Origin of the sequence: Burkholderia sp. BCC0405 (assembly GCF_902833075.1) — a bacterium.
In the GTDB taxonomy this organism is placed as follows: Bacteria; Pseudomonadota; Gammaproteobacteria; order Burkholderiales; family Burkholderiaceae; genus Burkholderia.
Genome location: NZ_CADFEO010000001.1, coordinates 257,899 through 275,861, shown reverse-complemented (window position 1 = coordinate 275,861; position 17,963 = coordinate 257,899). Strand labels below are relative to the sequence as shown.

Here is a 17,963-nt window from a genome sequence, read left to right as displayed (position 1 = left end):
AGTGGGAGATGAAGGTGGCGAGTGATGAAGGCGGCGTGCCGCGATATCGAATGTTTCAACCGATGTCCGGGAAGTCCAATTGAACAGCTTCCCGTCGGTTGGCTTCCGCGCGGAAACGACGCGCATTGTCGTGATCAACGACTACGCACGAAAGGGCGGCGCGGAAGAGGTCTACCGGACCTCCATCGAAATGCTGCGAAAGATTCCGGGCGTCGACGTGTACTCGTTCGACGAGACGAATTTCCCGCCGGGCGAAGGCTCGCTTGCGCGCGGCTGGAACCGCGCCGCGGCGAGCGCCCTTGCGGCGCTGCTCGACGAGGTGCGCCCGCATCGCGTGCTCGTGCACAACTATCACAATCTGCTGACGCAATCGATCCTGCCGGTACTCGCGCGTTGCCGCCGAGAACAGGGATTCCGCACGTATCTCACGTGCCACGACTACCACCTGGTCTTTTACAACCCGAATCTGCTGGCCTATCGCAACGGGCGCCCGGTGCCGGTGCCGGTCGATGCGCTGTCGAAGCCGGCGCGCCTGTTCAGGCTCGCGAGCCCTCGGGGCCGTATTCACGACACGGTGAAGAAACTGCACTGGCATGCGGTGTACGCCTATTGCAATCCGCAACACGTATTTGACCTGTTCCTGTGCCCGAGCCCGTATATGCGCACCGCGCTGGCACAGCGCGGCATCACGCGAAGCGCATTGCTGCCGAACCCGGTGAGCACGCTGGCGGAGCCGTTTCCGCCGCGCGTGTGTCATCGTGATCGGTTCGATCTCGCCTATGTGGGACGCCTCGATGCGGAGAAGGGCATTCACGAGTTCATCGAACTGGCGCGCCAGACCGGTTTTCATCGTATCGGCAGCCTGACGCTTTACGGCGACGGGGCGATGCGGGCGCAGCTCGAAACGCGCCACCAGGATCTGGTTGAGGCGCAACGGCTGCGCTTTGCCGGGCGGCTTGACCACGGCGAGCTGTTTCACGCATTGCGCGCACATGACGCGCTGGTGTTGCCGTCCGTCTGGGCCGAGAACGCGCCGCTCGTGCTGGTCGAGGCGGCCACGCTCGGCTTGCCGGTTCTCGCGCACGAGATCGGCAGCCTGTCGACGTTCGGCAGCGAGATCGGCAACAAGATCCTGTACCGGAATTCGCCGGCCGGCCTGACGAGCGCACTCGATGAGTTGAACCGTCACTTGCGTACCGACGATCGACACTACGATTGCTCGGCATACACGCCGTCGCGCTACGCGGCGCAGCTTGCGTCGTGGATGGAAATTGGCGGGCAACAGAACGTCTAGGAAGAAGAACATCATGCGGGCACTTCGACGCAACGCGGCAGCCGTGCTCGGCGCACTGGCCTTGTCGGCAGGGCACGGTTACGGCGACGAGCGGGTGGCGACGCTCGCGCCCGCCAATACATCCGGCAGCCGCGATTTCAAGGGTTCGTCGAACGGGCTGCTCGCCGGCACGTCTTCGATATCGAAAATCGACGTGCATACGTTGCTGTATCCGGGCAGCACGACCCGGGTGCTGGCCCACTACCTGCCGTGGTGGGGCCCCGACCCGCGCGGCGTGGACGTCGGCTATCGATCCGACGATCCTCGCCAGGCCTATCGCACCTTCGCCGACATGCAGTCGCGCGGTATCGACGGCGTGATCGTCGACTGGTACGGCCAGGGCCATTTCGTCGACACGGCGTGGCAGGCATCCATGCCCGAGCTGGCGAGGTTTCCCGGGATGACGTTCTCGATCATGATCGACAGCGGCAGCTTCAAGTTCAATGCATGTCACGGGTGCGACCTGACCGAAACGATCCTGAACAACCTCGCGTATATCAGCCGCGAATACTTCACGTCGACGCAGTATCTGCGTTACGACGGCCATCCGGTCGTGTCCGAGTTCGGGATGGATGCGGTCGGGACGGCGGACTGGGCGCGTATTCATGCCGCGTACCCGGACGTCTACTGGATCCATACGCTTGCGCCGGGTTTCGATCTGCCGTACAGCAAGGGGGCGTATGTCTGGGAGCAGCCGTCGCCGTGGTCCGAGCCGCAACCGGCCGGCACGCGGCACGACCTGCTGTATCGCGAGCGCTTCTACAACATTGCCCGGAACCAGCCGCCGGGGATGATCGCGGTCGGTGGCGTGTGGAGCGGGTTCGACGACAGGAAGGCGTCGTGGGGCGCCGCCGCGCCGCGCTTTCTTGCGCCTGCGTGCGGCCGCACCTGGCTCGACACGTTCAAGAGCATCAACGAGCGCTACAGCGCGCGGCAGCAGATCCCGTTCGTTCAACTGATTACGTGGAACGACTACGAGGAGGGGAGCGCGCTCGAAACCGGCATTGCCAGTTGCACGGAGATCGACGCGCAGCCGTTGGGCGCGAGCGTGACCGTCCGGATCACCCATCCGGACACCGTCGATCATCTGGAGCTCTACGAGCAGCTTGGTCCGTCGTCGTTCAGGCTGGTCGGACGCTATCCCACCGATGCGACGAGCATTTCGCTGCCTGATACGCGGGCGGGCACGTATTTCGTCAAGGCGGTCGGCAAGCCGTTCATCCAGAACGTCGTTTCGGCGGCCATCGTCGTGCGCTGACGTGCGGGGATGCCGGCTGCGCAGCTATTCTGCCGTCGATCGAGCGAGCGGCACCGCCATCGCCGCTTCGAGTTCCGCCGGCGGGCACGTCGGCCGGCCGTATTGATCGTCGAAGCGGACGATGTCGTCCTCGCCGAGATAGTCGCCCGATTGCACCTCGATGATTTCGAGCGGAATCCGGCCGGGATTCTCGAGGCGATGCACTTCGCCGACCGCGATATACGTCGACTCGTTCTCGCAGAGCAGGAAGGTCTCGTTGCCGCGCGTCACCTTCGCGGTGCCGCGCACGACGATCCAGTGCTCGGCGCGGTGATAGTGCATTTGCAACGACAGCTGCTTGCCGGGCTCGACGACGATCCGTTTCACCTGGAAGCGCTCGCCGAGATCGATCGAGTCGTAATGGCCCCACGGCCGCTGCACCTTGCGGTGCTCGCTCGCCTGCGGGCGCCTGTCGGTCTTCAGCCGCGCGACGACGTTCTTCACACGCTGCACGTCGTGCTTGTTCGCGACCAGCACGGCATCGGGCGTCTCGATCACGACGACGTCCTTCATCCCGACGCACGCGATCAGGCGGCCCTCCGAGCGCACGAAGCTGTCCTGCGTATCCTCGAACACGATCGGGCCGCGCGCGACGTTGCCGTGATCGTCCTTCGGCATGATTTCCCAGATCGCATCCCAGGTGCCGACGTCCGACCAGCCGGCCGCGAGCGGCACGACGATGCCTTCGATGCCGAGTTCGCCGTGTTCCGCGAGGCGCTCCATCACCGCGTAGTCGATCGAGTCCGACGGGCACGCTTCGAAGGCCGCCGCATCGATCCGGAAGAACGGATCCTCGGCGATGCCCGCACGCCATGCGGTCTCGCAGGCCGCGTGGATGTCAGGCGCGAGCGCGGCGATCGCCTTCAGCCAGACCGAGGCGCGCGTGACGTAAATCCCGCTGTTCCACCAGTAGTCGCCCGATTGCAGATAGCGCTCGGCGAGCGCCGCGTCGGGCTTTTCGACGAAACGCCCGATCGCGTAGCCGCCCTGGCCGCCGAGACGGCCCGTGCGCGGCTCGCCGACCTGGATGTAGCCGTAGCCCGTTTCGGCGCGGCGTGGCAGCACGCCGAGCGTGACGATTGCGCCTTCCTGTGCGTAGCGCGCCGCACGCGAGATCGCATCCTGGAAGGCGCCGACGTCGGCGATCACGTGGTCGGCCGGCATCACCGCGAGCACGGGATCGTCCGCGAGCTGGCTTGCGTCGAGTGCCGCCAGCGTCAGTGCCGGTGCGGTATTGCGTGCGGCCGGCTCGAGCAGGATGCGGGCGGGTGCCGCGCGGCCGAGGACCTGTGCGGCACTCATGACACGATGCTGCTCGCCGCAGACCAGCAGCAGCGTGTCGCCGAGCGCGGCATTCGCGATGCCGTTCAGGCGGCGCGCCGTCGCCGACAACGGCGATTCGTTCGAGGTGAGCTCGATCAACTGCTTGGGATACTGCTCGCGCGACAGCGGCCACAGCCGCGTGCCGGAGCCGCCTGCGAGAATCACCGGCAGGATGCACGGCAGGTCGGGCTCGGGAACCGGACGAAGGGTGCGGGTCATCGATTGGCTCCGGTGTCGGCGGGCTGCCGGTTGTGTGTGCGGCTGTCGGCTCGCGCGTCGTCGTTGCGCGGCCGGTGTGCCGACACGGCTCGCGACAGCAGGTTGCGCAGCGCGCCTGCAGCGCGCTCGGACGATCGCACCAGGCCGACGAATGGCGCACCCTGTTCGAGATACGGGCCATAGGCCTTGCGGAAGCCGAAACGCTTGTAGAACGCCTGGCGCGGCGCCGGGACGTGCATGCGCACCGCGGCCGCGGGCCATGCGGCCTGCGCGGCGGTGAGGGCGCGCTCGATCAGCCGCTCGAGCGTATCGTCGTCGCGGCGGCTCTCGCTCGTGAGCACCTTGTCGATCACGACGTCCGGGTCGATGTCGTCGCCGGGCAGGATGCGTGCGTAGGCCGCGACTTCCATCGCGTCGCCGTCGCGCAGGGTTGCATAGACATGCAGCGCGCCAGCGTCCTTGCCGTCGATGTCGAGATGCGTGTGCGCGTCTTCGACCACCAGCACGGCGTTGCGGGCGCGCAGGATTGCATAGAGGTCGACGGCGCCCAGGTGTTCGAATTCACAACAATGCCATTCCATGATGCTGTCCTCGCGTGATGCCTTCGGCATGCCGTGCCGCACGGACGCGATCGTCCCGTGCAGCGCGGCGATCCTCATCATCCGGGTGGGCGGTGCGTCGGTCTGTTCGAAAGCGTACTCACGATCCGGATTCGCCTGGCCGGTGCGGCTTGCGCAGCCGGGAAGCGCCGCACGAGCGCCGCACGAGCGCCGCAAGGTGCGGTAGCACACACCGGGATGGCCGGTGCCTTTTCATAATTGCCTCATCCTGACGGGCCGCCTCGATGCGAGGCCAGTCAACATCGAATGTCAATGAAGAACCGGGGGCCGGACTTGAAGATTGCGGGCGTTCACGACGGGCCGGCCGTGCATGGCGGCGCCGGGCACGCACTCACGCACGGGGTCGGCTGTATCGCGCAGGCCGACCGTGTGCCGCGTCGTCGAATCCCTTCTGGAGAGGGCGTGCCGGTGCGGCGTACACGTCCTTCATCCGCATGCCGTTGGTGCGGCTTGGGATCAGGCGCCGCAGCCTGGCCGATGGCGACGACGGGCGGCCCGCATCCGTGCCGACGGAACGCCGGATCCGGTCCCGACGAGCCTGAGCGTCGCGTGGCGGACCGCCATGCTGCATTGCGGGAGGCGCGCGCCGGCGCGACCGACTTCACATGTGGCCGCGACGACTCGCCGGAGAGCGATCGGCGTGCGCGGCACGCGTCTCGCCGTGCCCCGATGCCGCGAAACGGGATGCGTGACGCGGTGCGGTTGATTACGGCATGTAACGGACGAGCGCAGAGCGAGCGGGCCGGGCGTCGCCGCGATACGATTCGGCTGTCCGGCGGCGCGCGCGATTATGTGGCGGGTGGAATGCGGTATCGGCCATTCCCGGGGATTTCGGTGAAAATCACTGGCAATCAACCGTCCCCATCTTGGGGAAAAGTAGTATTTGCCACTGATTGACCGGAATACTCGTAGATAATCAAATCTCAGTATTCAAACGCGCGTGGTGCGGGGCGACCGGTTGCATGGCCGGTCGCGTAACCGGTTGATTCAGGTTTATCTTTTGGTAACAAGACCATCTCGAAACGGGGTGTAAATTCAGGAGCGGATGAAATGCGGCGGTCATTCCGGAAACGGGTTGGCGGCCATCCGGTTCAGCATCGGGCGCACCTGTCGTGTACGACGTGACGCACATGCCGACGGCATTCCCGTCTGCCGACGCGCTCCGCCTGGATGGCGGGTCGCCTCAAAGCGGGAACGTCGTGGCTCCCGCAGCCGCGCGTTCCCTTCGAGTTCGATGACAACGAGGCCGGATGACATCCGGCTCGACCTCCGGGGGCTCTCGCCGTGTGCGGTTTCGATCTTCGCCAAAGCTGCGGGAACGCGGCGCGGAAAAGTGGCCATGCGCCGCCGGCTGCAGCGCACGCGAACGGTTCGCGGAGTGGAGAAAGTGATGGTTCGTTATGAATATGCCAATAACGCGCGATAAGAGCGCCGGCGCGGGGAGTGGTAACGGGCAGCGTCCGCTGATTTACTGGACGCAGTCGCCGTCCGTCATGCTGCGAAAGGAACTGGCGCGACGCGACTGGAAAGTGTCGATCGTTGCGCAGGCGAGCGAACTGCGCGACACGTCCGGTGAAATCACCTGCGGCATCCTCGACCTGAGCGGCGGCCATGCCGACGCGATCGGGAGCATCGCGTCGACCTGCGCGTCGATGCGCGACGTCGTCTGGGTCGCACTCGTCGACGTCGGCCAGACCGCTTCGCCGAACGTGCGCGCGCTGTTGCGCGACTATTGCTTCGACTACGTCACGTTGCCCGCCTCGCATCAGCGGATCGCCGATACGGTCGGCCATGCGTACGGCATGGAGTGCCTGTTCGCGCGCGATCGCGAACGGCTCGAATCGGAGGAGAAAGGCATCGTCGGCACCTGCAGCGCGATGCTGCGGCTGTTCGATACGGTGCGGCGCTTCGCGCGCACGGACGCACCGGTGTTCGTGTTCGGCGAAACGGGGACCGGCAAGGAGTTGACGGCGGTCGCGATCCATCGCCATTCGGAGCGCCGCAACGGCCCGTTCGTCGCGGTCAACTGCGGCGCCATTCCGCCGCATCTGCTGCAATCCGAACTGTTCGGCTATGAGCGCGGTGCGTTTACGGGCGCGAACGCACGCAAGATCGGCTATGTCGAAGCGGCGAGCGGCGGCACGCTGCTGCTCGACGAGATCGGCGACCTGCCGCACGAGAGTCAGGCGAGCCTGCTGCGTTTTCTGCAGGAGCGCGCAATTCATCGCCTGGGCGGCAGCGATCCGGTGCCGGTCGATGTCCGGATCGTGTCGGCGACGCACGTCGACCTGCGGGACGCGATGGCGGAAGGGCGCTTCCGGCCGGACCTGTTCCACCGTCTGTGCGTGATGCGCATCGACCAGCCGCCGCTGCGCGCGCGCGGCAAGGACATCGAGCTGCTCGCGCATCACATGCTCGAACGCTTCCGTGGCGACGCGCGCCATCGCGTGCGCGGCTTCTCGACGGATGCGATCACGGCACTCTACAAGCACGACTGGCCCGGCAATGTCCGCGAACTGATCAACCGCGTGCGCCGCGCGGTCGTGATGACGGAAGGGCGCCTGATTACCGCGCAGGATCTCGAACTCGAATACTGCCTCGATGCCGCGTCGCCGTCGGTGGCCGACATCCGCAAGTCGATCGAGCGCGAGGCGATCGAAACCGCCTTGCTGCGCACGCGCGGACGCGTCGCGGCGTCGGCCCGCGAGCTCGGCGTGTCGCGCGCGACGCTGTATCGCTGGATGGAGGCGTACGGGATCGAGCGGCCGCGCGGCACGGGCTCGTCCGACTGAGATTCGACAGCGGCGCTCGCGGCTTTCAGCCGCCGCGAGCGCCGCGTCAACGGGCCTGCGTGGCGCGCACCGTGCGCGCGGCGTTGACTGCCCGGACTTCCACGACCGGCGGCCCATCGGCCGCGGCTCCATGCTTGCCGATCATGTCGAGCGGAACGAGGGCGACGCGCGCCGGCGTGCCGGGCGCGAGATGGAACCAGTCGTCGCGCGGCAGGTAGCCCGGCGCATCGATCTGCACATGACACGCAACGTGCCGTGTGTCGATGTCGACGTGCCACGTGTCGCCAGTGTGCGACACGCACGCTTCCAGCCCGAGTTCACGGCGCGCCAGGACGGCCGCACGTGTGCGGGACGGGAAATGGAACGCCTGCGACAACAGCGTGCCGTCGTCCGTGCGTAGTGTCGCGACGACGGTGTCGTGTTCGCAGGGCCCGAAGCGGTACGCGTAGGTCCAGTCGAAGAACCGGCCGAGCAGTTCGGCCGAGCCGATCCGCACGGCGTCGTGCGCTGCGATTCGCACCGGGCAGCCGGCCTGCGCGACCGGTGTGCGGCCGTCGCGCAGCGCGACGAGCTCGAGCGCGGCCGACAGCGGCGCGGGGCGCTCGTTGACCACATGCACGTCGAGCCCGTTCAAGCCTTCGTCGACGAGCAGCACCTGCACGGGTTGCAGGACCTGGCGCAACGCATGCCACGCCGATTTCGGCCGGTGTGCGGCGTCGATCACCCCCCAGCCGGCGCCGGGCATCACGTCCAGGAACTGCCAGACGAGCGCGCCGGCGCAGCGCGAGCCGGTGCGCCGCCATTCGGAAAACGTGTCGCGCATCAGGTCCGCAATGACCGCGCGCGACAGCTCGAAGTAGCGCGACGGATCCTCGCGCCGCAGCCGGTCGGGCACGACGTCGTAGAGCGTCTGCAGATAGTGGTCGCGTATGTCCTCGAAATCCCACGACGTGCCGGGGTCGCGCGGCACGGCCGCCTTCCAGCGCGGCTCGTGCACGCCGGGCCAGCCGAGCTCGGCGAGCGTCGCGTCGCACGGCACGTTCGAGAACGCGAGGCATTCGCTCGCGAAGCGCACGTCCGCGCGGCGCGCGTCGTCGAGCGGGCGCAGGTAGGCACCGACCCCGTAGTAGTGCGACACGCGTTCGCGCGGTGCGAACGGCAGCACGCCGCCGTCGGGCGAATCGGGCACATACGGGACGTCGGGCCGGCATGCGGCCGCGTGGCCGGCCAGCCGGTCGGCGGTCAGCTCGAGGAAGCGCTGCTTCGGGCCGAGCCCGGACATCGCGGCCTGTTGCGCGATCTCGCTGCCGCCGCACAGTACGGCGAGCGACGGCGATGCGCCGTGACGCGAGAGGAACTGCCGGGCTTCGCGATCGACGTTGTCCGCGAACGCGGGATCGTCGAATGCATAGTCGAAGTTCGCGAACATGAAATCCTGCCAGACCAGCAGCCCGAGCCGGTCGCACCACGCGTGAAAGGCATCGGCCTCGTAGGTCATCGTGCCGCCGACGCGGATCATGTTGAAGCCGGCGTCGCGCGCGAGCCCGAGCAGGCGGGCGTAGGTGGTGGCGTCCGCGTGCAGCGCGAGCGGCGCGGCACTGCTCCAGCACGCGCCGCGCGCGAACACGGGCACGCCGTTGATGCGCAGCCCGAAGCCTTTGCCGTCGGCGCCGGCGTCGACTTCGATCGTGCGGAAACCCGTTGCACCGAGCGGCCGCACCTCGTCGCAGAGATGCAGCGCAACGTCGTACAGCACCGGCTCGCCGTGCGTATGCGGCCACCAGCGGCACACGTTGGGTACCGCAACGCTGGCGCGCAGACGGTCGGCGCCGGCACGTTCGAGCGTGGCGTGGTGCTGGCCGCACGACAGCCGCGCCGCGATCGCGTCGGGCAGCGGCGCGGCGAACGTCAGTTCCGCATCGAGCCAGCCCGTGTCACCTTCGATGCGCGCGTGCAGGTCGCAATCGACGAGAACGGGCCCGTCGGCCGGATCGAGCACGTCCACGGGCCGCCACGGGCCGGTCGGTACATGCGGCGGAAACCAGCCCGGCATGTGGCCGAACAGCGACGTGCGGATCGTGCGCAGCGCCGCCGGCTCGGCGAGCCGCGTGCGCCAGCGTGCCCGGCGCGGCGCGCGCGTGTCGCGCAGGTGCGGGGCGAGCGCCCGGAAACACAGGGTCAGCCGGTGCGCGCCGTCGAGCGACACGGATACGTCATGCGCGACGAACATGCTGTCGGAGCGGAGGATCGGCGTGTCGTCGAGCCACGCTTGCGCGAGCGTCGCGAGGCCGTGAAAGCGCAGTATGCGCGGCCCGTGTCCGCGCAGTTCGATCCGGTACCAGTGGTCGCGCTCGTCGAGCGATTCGGCTTCGTCGAGCCGGCCCGCCAGCGCGAGCGACTGCGCGACCGTGCCGGGCACGGTCGCCGGGATCCAGCCGTCGCCGGCGGCCGGGAGGTCGCGCGGTTCCCGTGCGACCCCCGCGGCCGTCGCCAGCATCGACCACGCGGGCAGGGCACGCGTGCGCGTCACCGCATGACCGGCACGGCTGCCGCGGTGTCGCTGCGCACGGGCGTCGCGTGCCGCAGCGGCAAGGCGATTTGCCGCGCGCAGGCAACCACATCCGCGTAAGCGGCCTCGATCGCTTCGAGCGTCGACTCGCCGCGCTCCTCCTTGCCGCGCGCGCAGGCGCGCGCGAGCCGGAATTCGAGCACCATCGCTTCGGACGCGATGCGGTCGCACGCGGCGCGGATCTCGGCGAACGGCCCGACGCAGCCGCTGGCCTGCAGCCAGCGCGCGTAATGGCCGAACAGCTCGAAATTCGCGCCGAGCTGCCGTACCGAGTTGAACGAGTACGCATGGAAACGCTCGAGCGGCGAATCGGCGAGCGTCCGCGCATCGGCCTGCAACTGCCGCCGGAATGCGGCGATCGGGTCGACGACCGGCAGGCGCCGCAGGTGGCGCTGCAGCGCGGCGAGCGACGTTTCGCACAGCGCACGCTCGTCGAGCGGCGCAAACCGCCGCTTCGCGCATTCGACGTACGGCGGCAGCGTCATCGGCGAGCTGCCGCCGACGAGCCCGTCGTAGTCGAAATCCTCGGCCACGTAATAGCCGCTGTTGTGGAAGTAGCCGATCTGTCGCTTTGCGCGGTCGATCGCATCGATGCCGATCGTCGTCTTCGTGTGCTGCGTGCGGTAGCTGCTGCCGCGCGTATCGGGCAGGAACCACGCGTCGACCTCGACGATCATCAGGTGGCCGCGCGCAACCTGCGTCTCGATGTGCTGGTCGAGCGGCTCGTAGATCGAGTGCTCCTGCACGACGATGCCGTACAGCCGCTCCAGTTCGTCGTGCGGAAACTTGAAGAACGTGAACTGGTCACCCTCGAAATCGAGCGCGATCGTAAACGGCAGCGCCGCGTACGGATTGAAGCCCCACCACCGGAGCACCTCGAGCCACATGTCGACGTAGCAGTTGGTCTGTTTCCAGACCATCTCCTGGCCATGCAGCGGATGCGGCCGGTAGTGGCGCGCGCGGTGGCGCACATCCTCGAACGACGTGGCGTCGCCGTCGCGGGACACGAATCTCATGGCGTGCCCCACAGCACGTCGCGGACTGCGTGCGGCCATGCATCGATGTCGAGGCCGTGATGGCGGAACAGCGCGAGCGTGAGCCGTTCGAGGCCGAAGCCGACGCAGCCCGTGTGCGCGACGTCGCCCGTGGCGGTGCGGATGTCCCACAGCAGCCCGAAATGGTCCATGTGGTAGTTGAAGCTCAGGCAGGCGGTCTGGCGGTCATCGTGCTCGATCGGGATCAGCAGCTCGAACTTCAGGTTCTGCTCGCGCTGGCTGTGCGCGACGATCTTGCCGCCGCGCCCGAAGAACGGATCGTTCGCGAGGTCGATCGCGTTGGGCAGGCGCAGCATCTCGATCATCCGCGTGCCGCGCTCGATCCAGGTCTCGCGGAACGCAACGATCTGCTCGGGCGTGCCGATCCGCACGTACTCGCGCATCCGGAACAGCTGCATGCGGGTCGGATCGAGCGACGGCTCGTGGCGGAAGCAGTACGAGAAGACGTCGACGATCCGGCCGTCGGCCGGCAGCGCGCCTGCGCGTGCGACGACCGGGTAGACCGGGTAGCACGCGGCCGGCGTCATCACGACGTAGGTCGGCTTCTGGCTTTCCGTCCAGTCGTCGCCGCGATCGAGGCACTGCAAGACGCGCTGGTGCTGGTGTTCGTCGCCGCAGAACGCATGCACGCTGCCCGCGAGCTGCGGGAAGCTCTTCATGTATTCGCTGCGCTCGAACTCGGTGCGGCTCATCGCCGGCGGGAAGCGCAGCACTTCGGCCTGCTGGTCGGCGCCGATGCGCGTGACGAACGCGTCGAGCGCTTCCACGACGCGCTCGAACCGTTCGCTGCGGCCGAACAGGCCCTGGATGCCGGTGGACACCAGCAGGCCCGCGTCGATCAGTTCGTCGCGCAGCGGGTTGACGCCCGCGCGGTCGATCGGTGCATCGGAGGCGGCGGAGGGCACGGCAAGGCGATCGTTCACGTATGTTTCTCCAGCGTCGCAGGACGCAGCGCGAGCAGCAGGTTCGAGGTGTTGACGGCAATGCGGTCGTTGCTGATCATCAGCGGCGCCGCATGCAGGTCGCGAATGTGGCGGCCGATGCTGAACGGCGTGCCCTGCTTGTAGCCGGCCATCCCGCAGATCATCATGGCCTGGTGCGCGACTTCCAGCGCGGTCGTCGACACGTAGGTCTTCAGCGTGTTGATCTCGGCGGCCCGGGCCATGCCGGCCGACCACGAGCGGGACGCCGGATTCGCATGAAGGCGCAGCACGTTGTCGACGCGGGCCTGCATCGCCTGCATCAGCGCGAGCGATTCGGCGATGCGCCGCGACGCGGGCGACGGCGCGCCATCGGTCTGGCGTGCCTGTGCGCGGAAGAACTGGTGCGCGCGGTGGAACGCGTCGCCGGCCACGCCGATCCATACCGCGGCCCACAGGATGTGCGACACCGGCACCATCGTTTCCTCGGCGATCTTCGCGAACGGCACCGGCAGGCACTGGACGGCGGCGCCTCGCGCATCGAGCTCGAAGCCGTTGCTGCAGGTGCCGCGCATCCCGAGCGTGTCCCATTCGCCGCGGCGCGTGAGCGTGTAGCCGTCGCGCAGCAGCGTGACGAGCACCTGCTCGGAAGCCGGCGCGTCCGTATCGCGTCGTGCGGTCGCGAGGATGCCGTCCGCATAGTCGCCATACGAGATCGTCGGCGCGGACTTGCGCAGCCGGAACTCGCCGCCGTCGGTTTCGAGCGCACACTGGCTCGCACGCAGGTTGCCGCCGACGCCGTCTTCCGACGTGGCCGATGCAAGCAGCCACTGGTGACGCACGAGCTGCTGCAGGAACAGCTTGTGCCAGCCCTGGTCGAGCGCGTGGTCGACGATGCAGGCGACCTGGATCTGGTGCATCGCGAACACCATCGCCGACGACGCGCAGGCCTGGCCGAGAATCGAGCAGGCCGACGCGATGTCTTCCAGCGACGCGCCAGCGCCGCCGAGATGGGGCGGCACCATCGCGCCGAGCAGGCGGCGCGCGCGCATGGCCTCGATCGCCTCGACGGGGCAGCGCGCGTCTCGGTCGACCGCGTCCGCGTGCTGCGCGGCAATCTGAGCGACGGCATGCGCGGCCTCGTCGAGCCGACGCGAATCGCTGTCGGCCGCGAGTTCGGGAAGCAGCGCGCTCATGCTGAATGCTCGGTGCGTTGCAGCGTGGTGATCGTGTCCGCGAGCGCGTCGATGCTGCGGAACAGGTTGCGGTTCAGCATCTCGTCGGGAATCTCGATGTTGAATTGCTTCTCGATCGCGAGCATCAGCTGGATCGTATCGAGCGACGAAAGGCCCGCTTCGTAGAGATCGTCCCCGTCGCCGATCGAGTCGATCGCGGCTTCGAGATGGGCGACGTGCTTCAGGATGGTTCTGATTTCTTTTTTCACGTGCTGCTCCGGCGTGCGTGGTGTCGTCCGCTCGGGCAGACGCGCGACACGCGCTGACGTCCCCCCGGCAGTCCGGCATCAGTAGACCATTGGCAGACACGGCGTTCTGTTCGCCACCCTACAAACAGCTGACCCGGCACGCAGGCGGCGCGCCAGCGCCGTCCCGATGCGGCACGCCAATCAGGCGCGCGCCGCGGCCGGCACGCCCGAATCGGCCGACAGGATGCGCTTCATCTCGTCGCGCACGATCGCGCGGCAGCCGCACGACATTTTTTCGAGGCCGGCGAGGTCGGCGAGCTCGATCGAGCTGCGGTATTGCCGGATCAGGCCCAGCTTCTGGATTTCGCCGGCGGCATCGGTGACCGTTTCGCGCCGCACGCCGAGCATCTGCGCCAGCATGCTGTGCGTCACCTGGATCTCGATGCTGCGCGTCCGGTCGTACGCGAGCAGGAACCATCTGCATAACTGATGTTTGAGCACGTGATGACGGCTGCAGAACGTGATCTGGGAGACCTGCGCCATCAGCAGCCGCACGCACATGAACACGAGATGGCGGATGACCGGCGATGTGTCGAACGCCGCGGCGAACATGCGCCGGTCGAGCCGGTAGACGAAGCCGTCGCGGCAGGCCACGGCACGGCAGGGCATCCGGCCGCTGCCGCCGATCACGTCGTCGCACACCACGCTTTCGCTGCCGATCTCGGCGACTTCCAGCGTCATGCCGCCGGACGACACGTACTGCAACGAAATCGCGGTCGTGACGGGCAGGTAGACCGCGGCGAGCATGTCGCCGGGCTCGCAGAGCACTTGCCCGGATTTCAGGTGGACGAGTTGAAGGTGGGGGGCCAGCGTCGCGAGCTCGTCGCGGTCGATGGCCGCGAGAAAGCGGTTCGCATCGAAGCTGTGGGAAAGCTCGATCATGCCGTTCGCATACGCGACGGCGTCAGGGGCCTGATGAGTCACGGCGCATCCTCGTAGGGTGGCGGTCACGCGTCGTCGTGGCGATACCCCGAAAATGGGGAATTCGCACGATCGTGCGGAATTGTGTTTGTCAAAAATGGAGTGACGATACTGGCGAAAAGGCTAGCACGCCATTGAAATCGAACAATTGCATATTGCGTCATTTCACAAAGTTTGACGATTTTGGTTGGGTTAAAACGTCATCCGGAATTAATGATTCATTTCGGTGAAATTAATCATCCGGAATTTGAATGCGACTTCGGGAATTCATTCCGTGTCGGCCGGGAATCAATCGATCGGGGGCGTGCATCGCATGGGGAAAGTGCTTGGCGGGTATTGAACATTATTTGACAAACCAATGTCTGGCGCGAGAAATTGTATAAAAATCAATGGCTTGATGTCGAATTGTGCGGTGGGTTACAGAGCTGGAAATTAGTGTGGCGATTCAAATTTGAGACAGTTTCAAACGACCGTGTGAGGCGTGATGCAGCAGCGGAGTGCTATCCGCCACATCATGGAAACAATTGAAAATCGACTGTAAGTATATGAGCGACAAGCCTCGCGGCGCCGGTGCGGCCGCCCCGGTCGGATGCACGAGAAATGATCAGTCAAATGGCGTGCAGTGTCCATCGCTCGGAAGAGTGTCCGGAAATGAGACGCTTTTTTTGTTTTTGAACGGGATATTCGGGTGATCTAAATCCGGCGTGATTCATATATTAAGGATGGGCATGTATTGGCACGTAAATCGCTTATTCGGGATGGCGTGTCGAAACGGAACGGCCGACTCGATCCGGCGGAGAACAAGCCGATGGTCAGTCGGAATCAGGGTTGTGGCCGCAACCCCTGCAACGTCCGGGCGCGCATCGCGATAACGAGTTCCATGCACGCGGCTGCAGGCGGCACGGACGATAAAAGGGATACAGACATGCTTCATCTTCACTCGAGCTACTCGGCGAATGCCATCCTCGATGCCCTCCCCGAGGACAGCATCCGCACCATCGCACCGCATCTCGAACTGGTCAGGATCAAGGCCGGGCTGCTCGGCCGGGTCGGCGAGCCGATGCGCCACGTGCATTTCCCGACGACGTCGATGATGTCGGTGCAGCACCTGATGGAGGACGGTGCGATGGTCGAGGTGGCGCAGGTCGGCCGCGAGGGGGTGGTCGGGCTGGCGGCGATGGTCGGTGGCGCGGCGGCGTCGCACCGGGTCGAGGTCCGCATCGGCGGGATGGCCTATCGTGTGCCGAGCTGCGTGATGCGCGCCGAATTCGAGCGCTCGCCGCAGACCTACCGGCTGCTGCTCAACTACTGCCAGGCGGCGATGGCGCAGATCTCGCGCAGCGCGCTGTGCAACCGGCATCACTCGGTCAGCGAGCAGCTCAGCCGCTGGCTGCTGCTTGCGCATGACCGCATCGACGGCGACGAACTGGCTGTCACGCAACAGACGATCGCGAACATGCTCGGCGTGCGGCGCGAAGGCGTGACGGAGGCGGCGGGCAACCTGCAGGAAGCCGGGTTGATCCGGCAGCGCCGCGGCCGCATCACGGTGCTCGACCGCGTCGGCCTCGAACATCACGCGTGCGAATGCTACGACCTGATTCGCGCGGACTATCGCAGGCTGCTCGGCACGCGCGGGACGGCGCGGCCGACACCGGTTCGGCCCCGCATGCCGGAGGCGCATCGCGGGTTCCCGGCCCGTGGTGCGTGACGATGCAGTCGAAGCCCGGTGGAACGAATGCGATGCGGCGTGCTGCGATCGCAGCGACCGACGTCGTGTTCGTGCTGGCAGGCGCGCTCGCCGCGCAGGCGGCGTCGGGCCTCGCGTGGCGCGGGCTGTCCGACGCGCAGCGCGGCGCGATCGCGCTGCTGTGCGTGCTGACCGCGGCATTGCTGCCGCGCTATCTGCGCACCGTGCGCGGCAGCGTGGCGCCGCACGGCGGCACGCATGCGCTGACGCAAACGCTGGTGGCGCTCGTCTGCGCGAGCGTGCTGACGGTGGCCGCCGCGTTGTGGATCATGAACCGCGGCGGCACGATCACGACACGCTGGATCGTGCGCACGGTGCTGGCCGGCGACGCCGCGTTGCTGCTCGGCCGTGCCGCGCTGCTGGCGCTCGCGCTGACGCGTGACGACCCGCGCGCGCGGCAGCGCCGCGTCGCGGTGGTCGGCGCAACGGCCTACGGGCGTGTCGCGGTCGAGCGGATGCAGCTCGCGCCGCAGGGCCCTTTCGTGGCGGCGTGCGTATTCGATGATGACGCACCGGCTGCCTCCGGCGGGATCGGCGGCGTGCCGGTGATCGACGACTGGAACGCGTTGCGCGACCTGATTCGCGGCGGCGGGATCGACGAGGTATGGCTCACGCTGCCGATGTCGCACGAGTGGCGGATCCAGCGCATCGTCCGCGAGTTGCGCGACGAGTTCGTGGAATTGCGGCTGCTGCCCGACGTGCGGCAGATGGCGCTGGTCGATCGCTCGGCGACCGACGTGCTCGGCATGCCGGCTATCAACCTCGCGACCACGCCACGCTCGGCGCCGGAGCTGTGGGCGAAGTTCGCGTTCGACCGGCTGTTCGCATTCGGCGTGCTGATTCCGTTGCTGCCGCTGCTGTCGATGCTGGCGATCGCGGTCAAGCTGTCGTCGCCGGGCCCCGTGCTGTTCAGGCAGCGCCGCAAGGGCGTCGATGGCCGGGAGTTCGACATTCTGAAGTTCCGGACGATGCGCGTGCATCGCGCACAACCGGGGGTCGTGCGGCAGGCGTCGCGCAACGATTCGCGCATCACGCGCGTCGGCGCGTTCCTGCGGCGCACATCGCTCGACGAGCTGCCGCAGTTCTTCAACGTGCTGTTCGGGCAGATGTCGGTCGTCGGCCCACGCCCCCATGCGATCGAACATGACGACTTCTACCGGCAACTGATCGACTGCTACATGTATCGCTACCGCGTGCGGCCCGGCATCACCGGATGGGCGCAGGTGAACGGCTATCGCGGCGAGACGCGCAAGGTCGAGGCGATGGAAGCGCGTGTGAAGTTCGATCTGTTCTACATGCAGAACTGGAGCTTCTGGTTCGACATGAAGATCATCCTGTTGACGGTCGTGCGGGGATTCATCGGGCGCAACGCGTTCTGACGAAGCGTGGCCCGGAATATTGCGTGGCCGGCGGCGAATTCGAGTGCGGCGTGCCGTTGCACGCGCATGCCGAGCCCGCAATTCGCCCCGGGCGGCAGCCTGTCGGCGGCGGGCGCGGCGTTTGAGTCTGCGCCTGCCATCGGAGATGTCGCTTCGTTTTGCGATCGTGTCGCGATTTTGCGTCCGTCCCCAGTTTGGGACGGCATAGGGCGAGCGCTGCGGTGCACGCTGATTCCGGTCAACACACGCGTGTTCAATGGGTTTATCCTGCGTCGAATGCGTCCGGCGCTTCGTGTCCCCGGGCG

13 protein-coding genes are annotated in these 17,963 nt (G+C 66.9%); 5 read left to right on the top strand and 8 right to left on the bottom strand.

The features are described 5' to 3' along the window. Positions 1–79 precede the first annotated feature (79 nt). Complete coding sequence (locus HWX36_RS01265) at positions 80–1,294, top strand: glycosyltransferase (RefSeq protein ID WP_175950476.1); 1,215 nt, start codon at positions 80–82, stop codon at positions 1,292–1,294. 13 nt (positions 1,295–1,307) lie between these two features. Next, the gene (locus HWX36_RS01260; RefSeq protein WP_175950475.1) at positions 1,308–2,591 is read left to right on the top strand and encodes a hypothetical protein; all 1,284 of its coding nucleotides are present in this window, start codon (positions 1,308–1,310) and stop codon (positions 2,589–2,591) included. Between the two features lie 24 nt (positions 2,592–2,615). Here HWX36_RS01260 and HWX36_RS01255 read toward each other — a convergent pair whose 3' ends face one another. Further along, the gene (locus tag HWX36_RS01255) at positions 2,616–4,172 is read right to left on the bottom strand and encodes a mannose-1-phosphate guanylyltransferase/mannose-6-phosphate isomerase (RefSeq protein WP_244136279.1); all 1,557 of its coding nucleotides are present in this window, start codon (positions 4,170–4,172) and stop codon (positions 2,616–2,618) included. Further along, positions 4,169–4,834: a drug:proton antiporter gene (locus HWX36_RS01250; RefSeq protein WP_244136278.1), complete on the bottom strand. Its 666-nt coding sequence runs from the start codon at positions 4,832–4,834 to the stop codon at positions 4,169–4,171. Before HWX36_RS01250 ends, HWX36_RS01255 begins: the two co-directional genes overlap by 4 nt. Before the next feature lie 1,358 nt (positions 4,835–6,192). Here HWX36_RS01250 and HWX36_RS01245 point away from each other — a divergent pair. Continuing rightward, complete coding sequence (locus tag HWX36_RS01245; protein ID WP_175950474.1) at positions 6,193–7,584, top strand: sigma-54 dependent transcriptional regulator; 1,392 nt, start codon at positions 6,193–6,195, stop codon at positions 7,582–7,584. Positions 7,585–7,630: 46 nt separating this feature from the next. On the opposite strand, the gene HWX36_RS01240 is transcribed toward HWX36_RS01245, so the two are convergent. The 6 genes from HWX36_RS01240 to HWX36_RS01215 form a co-directional block, all read right to left on the bottom strand. Further along, positions 7,631–10,114, bottom strand: a complete 2,484-nt coding sequence (locus HWX36_RS01240) for a glycoside hydrolase family 2 protein (RefSeq protein ID WP_175950473.1) — start codon at positions 10,112–10,114, stop codon at positions 7,631–7,633. Then, positions 10,111–11,169: a DUF1839 family protein gene (locus HWX36_RS01235; RefSeq protein ID WP_175950472.1), complete on the bottom strand. Its 1,059-nt coding sequence runs from the start codon at positions 11,167–11,169 to the stop codon at positions 10,111–10,113. The genes HWX36_RS01240 and HWX36_RS01235 overlap by 4 nt, the downstream gene beginning before the upstream one ends. Further along, the gene (locus HWX36_RS01230) at positions 11,166–12,131 is read right to left on the bottom strand and encodes an amino acid--[acyl-carrier-protein] ligase (protein ID WP_175950471.1); all 966 of its coding nucleotides are present in this window, start codon (positions 12,129–12,131) and stop codon (positions 11,166–11,168) included. The genes HWX36_RS01235 and HWX36_RS01230 overlap by 4 nt, the downstream gene beginning before the upstream one ends. Then, complete coding sequence (locus HWX36_RS01225) at positions 12,128–13,324, bottom strand: acyl-CoA dehydrogenase family protein (protein WP_175950470.1); 1,197 nt, start codon at positions 13,322–13,324, stop codon at positions 12,128–12,130. Before HWX36_RS01225 ends, HWX36_RS01230 begins: the two co-directional genes overlap by 4 nt. Next, the gene (locus HWX36_RS01220) at positions 13,321–13,572 is read right to left on the bottom strand and encodes an acyl carrier protein (RefSeq protein WP_089497115.1); all 252 of its coding nucleotides are present in this window, start codon (positions 13,570–13,572) and stop codon (positions 13,321–13,323) included. The genes HWX36_RS01225 and HWX36_RS01220 overlap by 4 nt, the downstream gene beginning before the upstream one ends. Before the next feature lie 180 nt (positions 13,573–13,752). Next, the gene (locus HWX36_RS01215) at positions 13,753–14,535 is read right to left on the bottom strand and encodes a Crp/Fnr family transcriptional regulator (RefSeq protein WP_175950469.1); all 783 of its coding nucleotides are present in this window, start codon (positions 14,533–14,535) and stop codon (positions 13,753–13,755) included. Positions 14,536–15,457: 922 nt separating this feature from the next. Between HWX36_RS01215 and HWX36_RS01210 the strand changes: the two genes are divergently transcribed. Then, positions 15,458–16,240 carry a Crp/Fnr family transcriptional regulator gene (locus HWX36_RS01210; protein WP_175950468.1) on the top strand — a complete coding sequence of 261 codons (783 nt, stop codon included), beginning with the start codon at positions 15,458–15,460 and terminating at the stop codon, positions 16,238–16,240. Between the two features lie 2 nt (positions 16,241–16,242). Further along, a complete protein-coding gene (locus HWX36_RS01205; protein ID WP_244136277.1) occupies positions 16,243–17,658 on the top strand; it encodes an undecaprenyl-phosphate glucose phosphotransferase in 1,416 nt (471 codons plus the stop codon). Positions 17,659–17,963 lie beyond the last annotated feature (305 nt).

Excerpts from the sequence above, each read along its gene's own strand:
- HWX36_RS01260 (WP_175950475.1), top strand. The coding sequence starts at position 1,308 with ATGCGGGCACTTCGACGCAACGCGGCAGCCGTGCTCGGCGCACTGGCC.
- HWX36_RS01255 (WP_244136279.1), bottom strand. The coding sequence starts at position 4,172 with ATGACCCGCACCCTTCGTCCGGTTCCCGAGCCCGACCTGCCGTGCATC.
- HWX36_RS01250 (WP_244136278.1), bottom strand. The coding sequence starts at position 4,834 with ATGATGAGGATCGCCGCGCTGCACGGGACGATCGCGTCCGTGCGGCAC.
- HWX36_RS01245 (WP_175950474.1), top strand. The coding sequence starts at position 6,193 with ATGAATATGCCAATAACGCGCGATAAGAGCGCCGGCGCGGGGAGTGGT.
- HWX36_RS01235 (WP_175950472.1), bottom strand. The coding sequence starts at position 11,169 with ATGAGATTCGTGTCCCGCGACGGCGACGCCACGTCGTTCGAGGATGTG.
- HWX36_RS01225 (WP_175950470.1), bottom strand. The coding sequence starts at position 13,324 with ATGAGCGCGCTGCTTCCCGAACTCGCGGCCGACAGCGATTCGCGTCGG.
- HWX36_RS01210 (WP_175950468.1), top strand. The coding sequence starts at position 15,458 with ATGCTTCATCTTCACTCGAGCTACTCGGCGAATGCCATCCTCGATGCC.
- HWX36_RS01205 (WP_244136277.1), top strand. The coding sequence starts at position 16,243 with ATGCAGTCGAAGCCCGGTGGAACGAATGCGATGCGGCGTGCTGCGATC.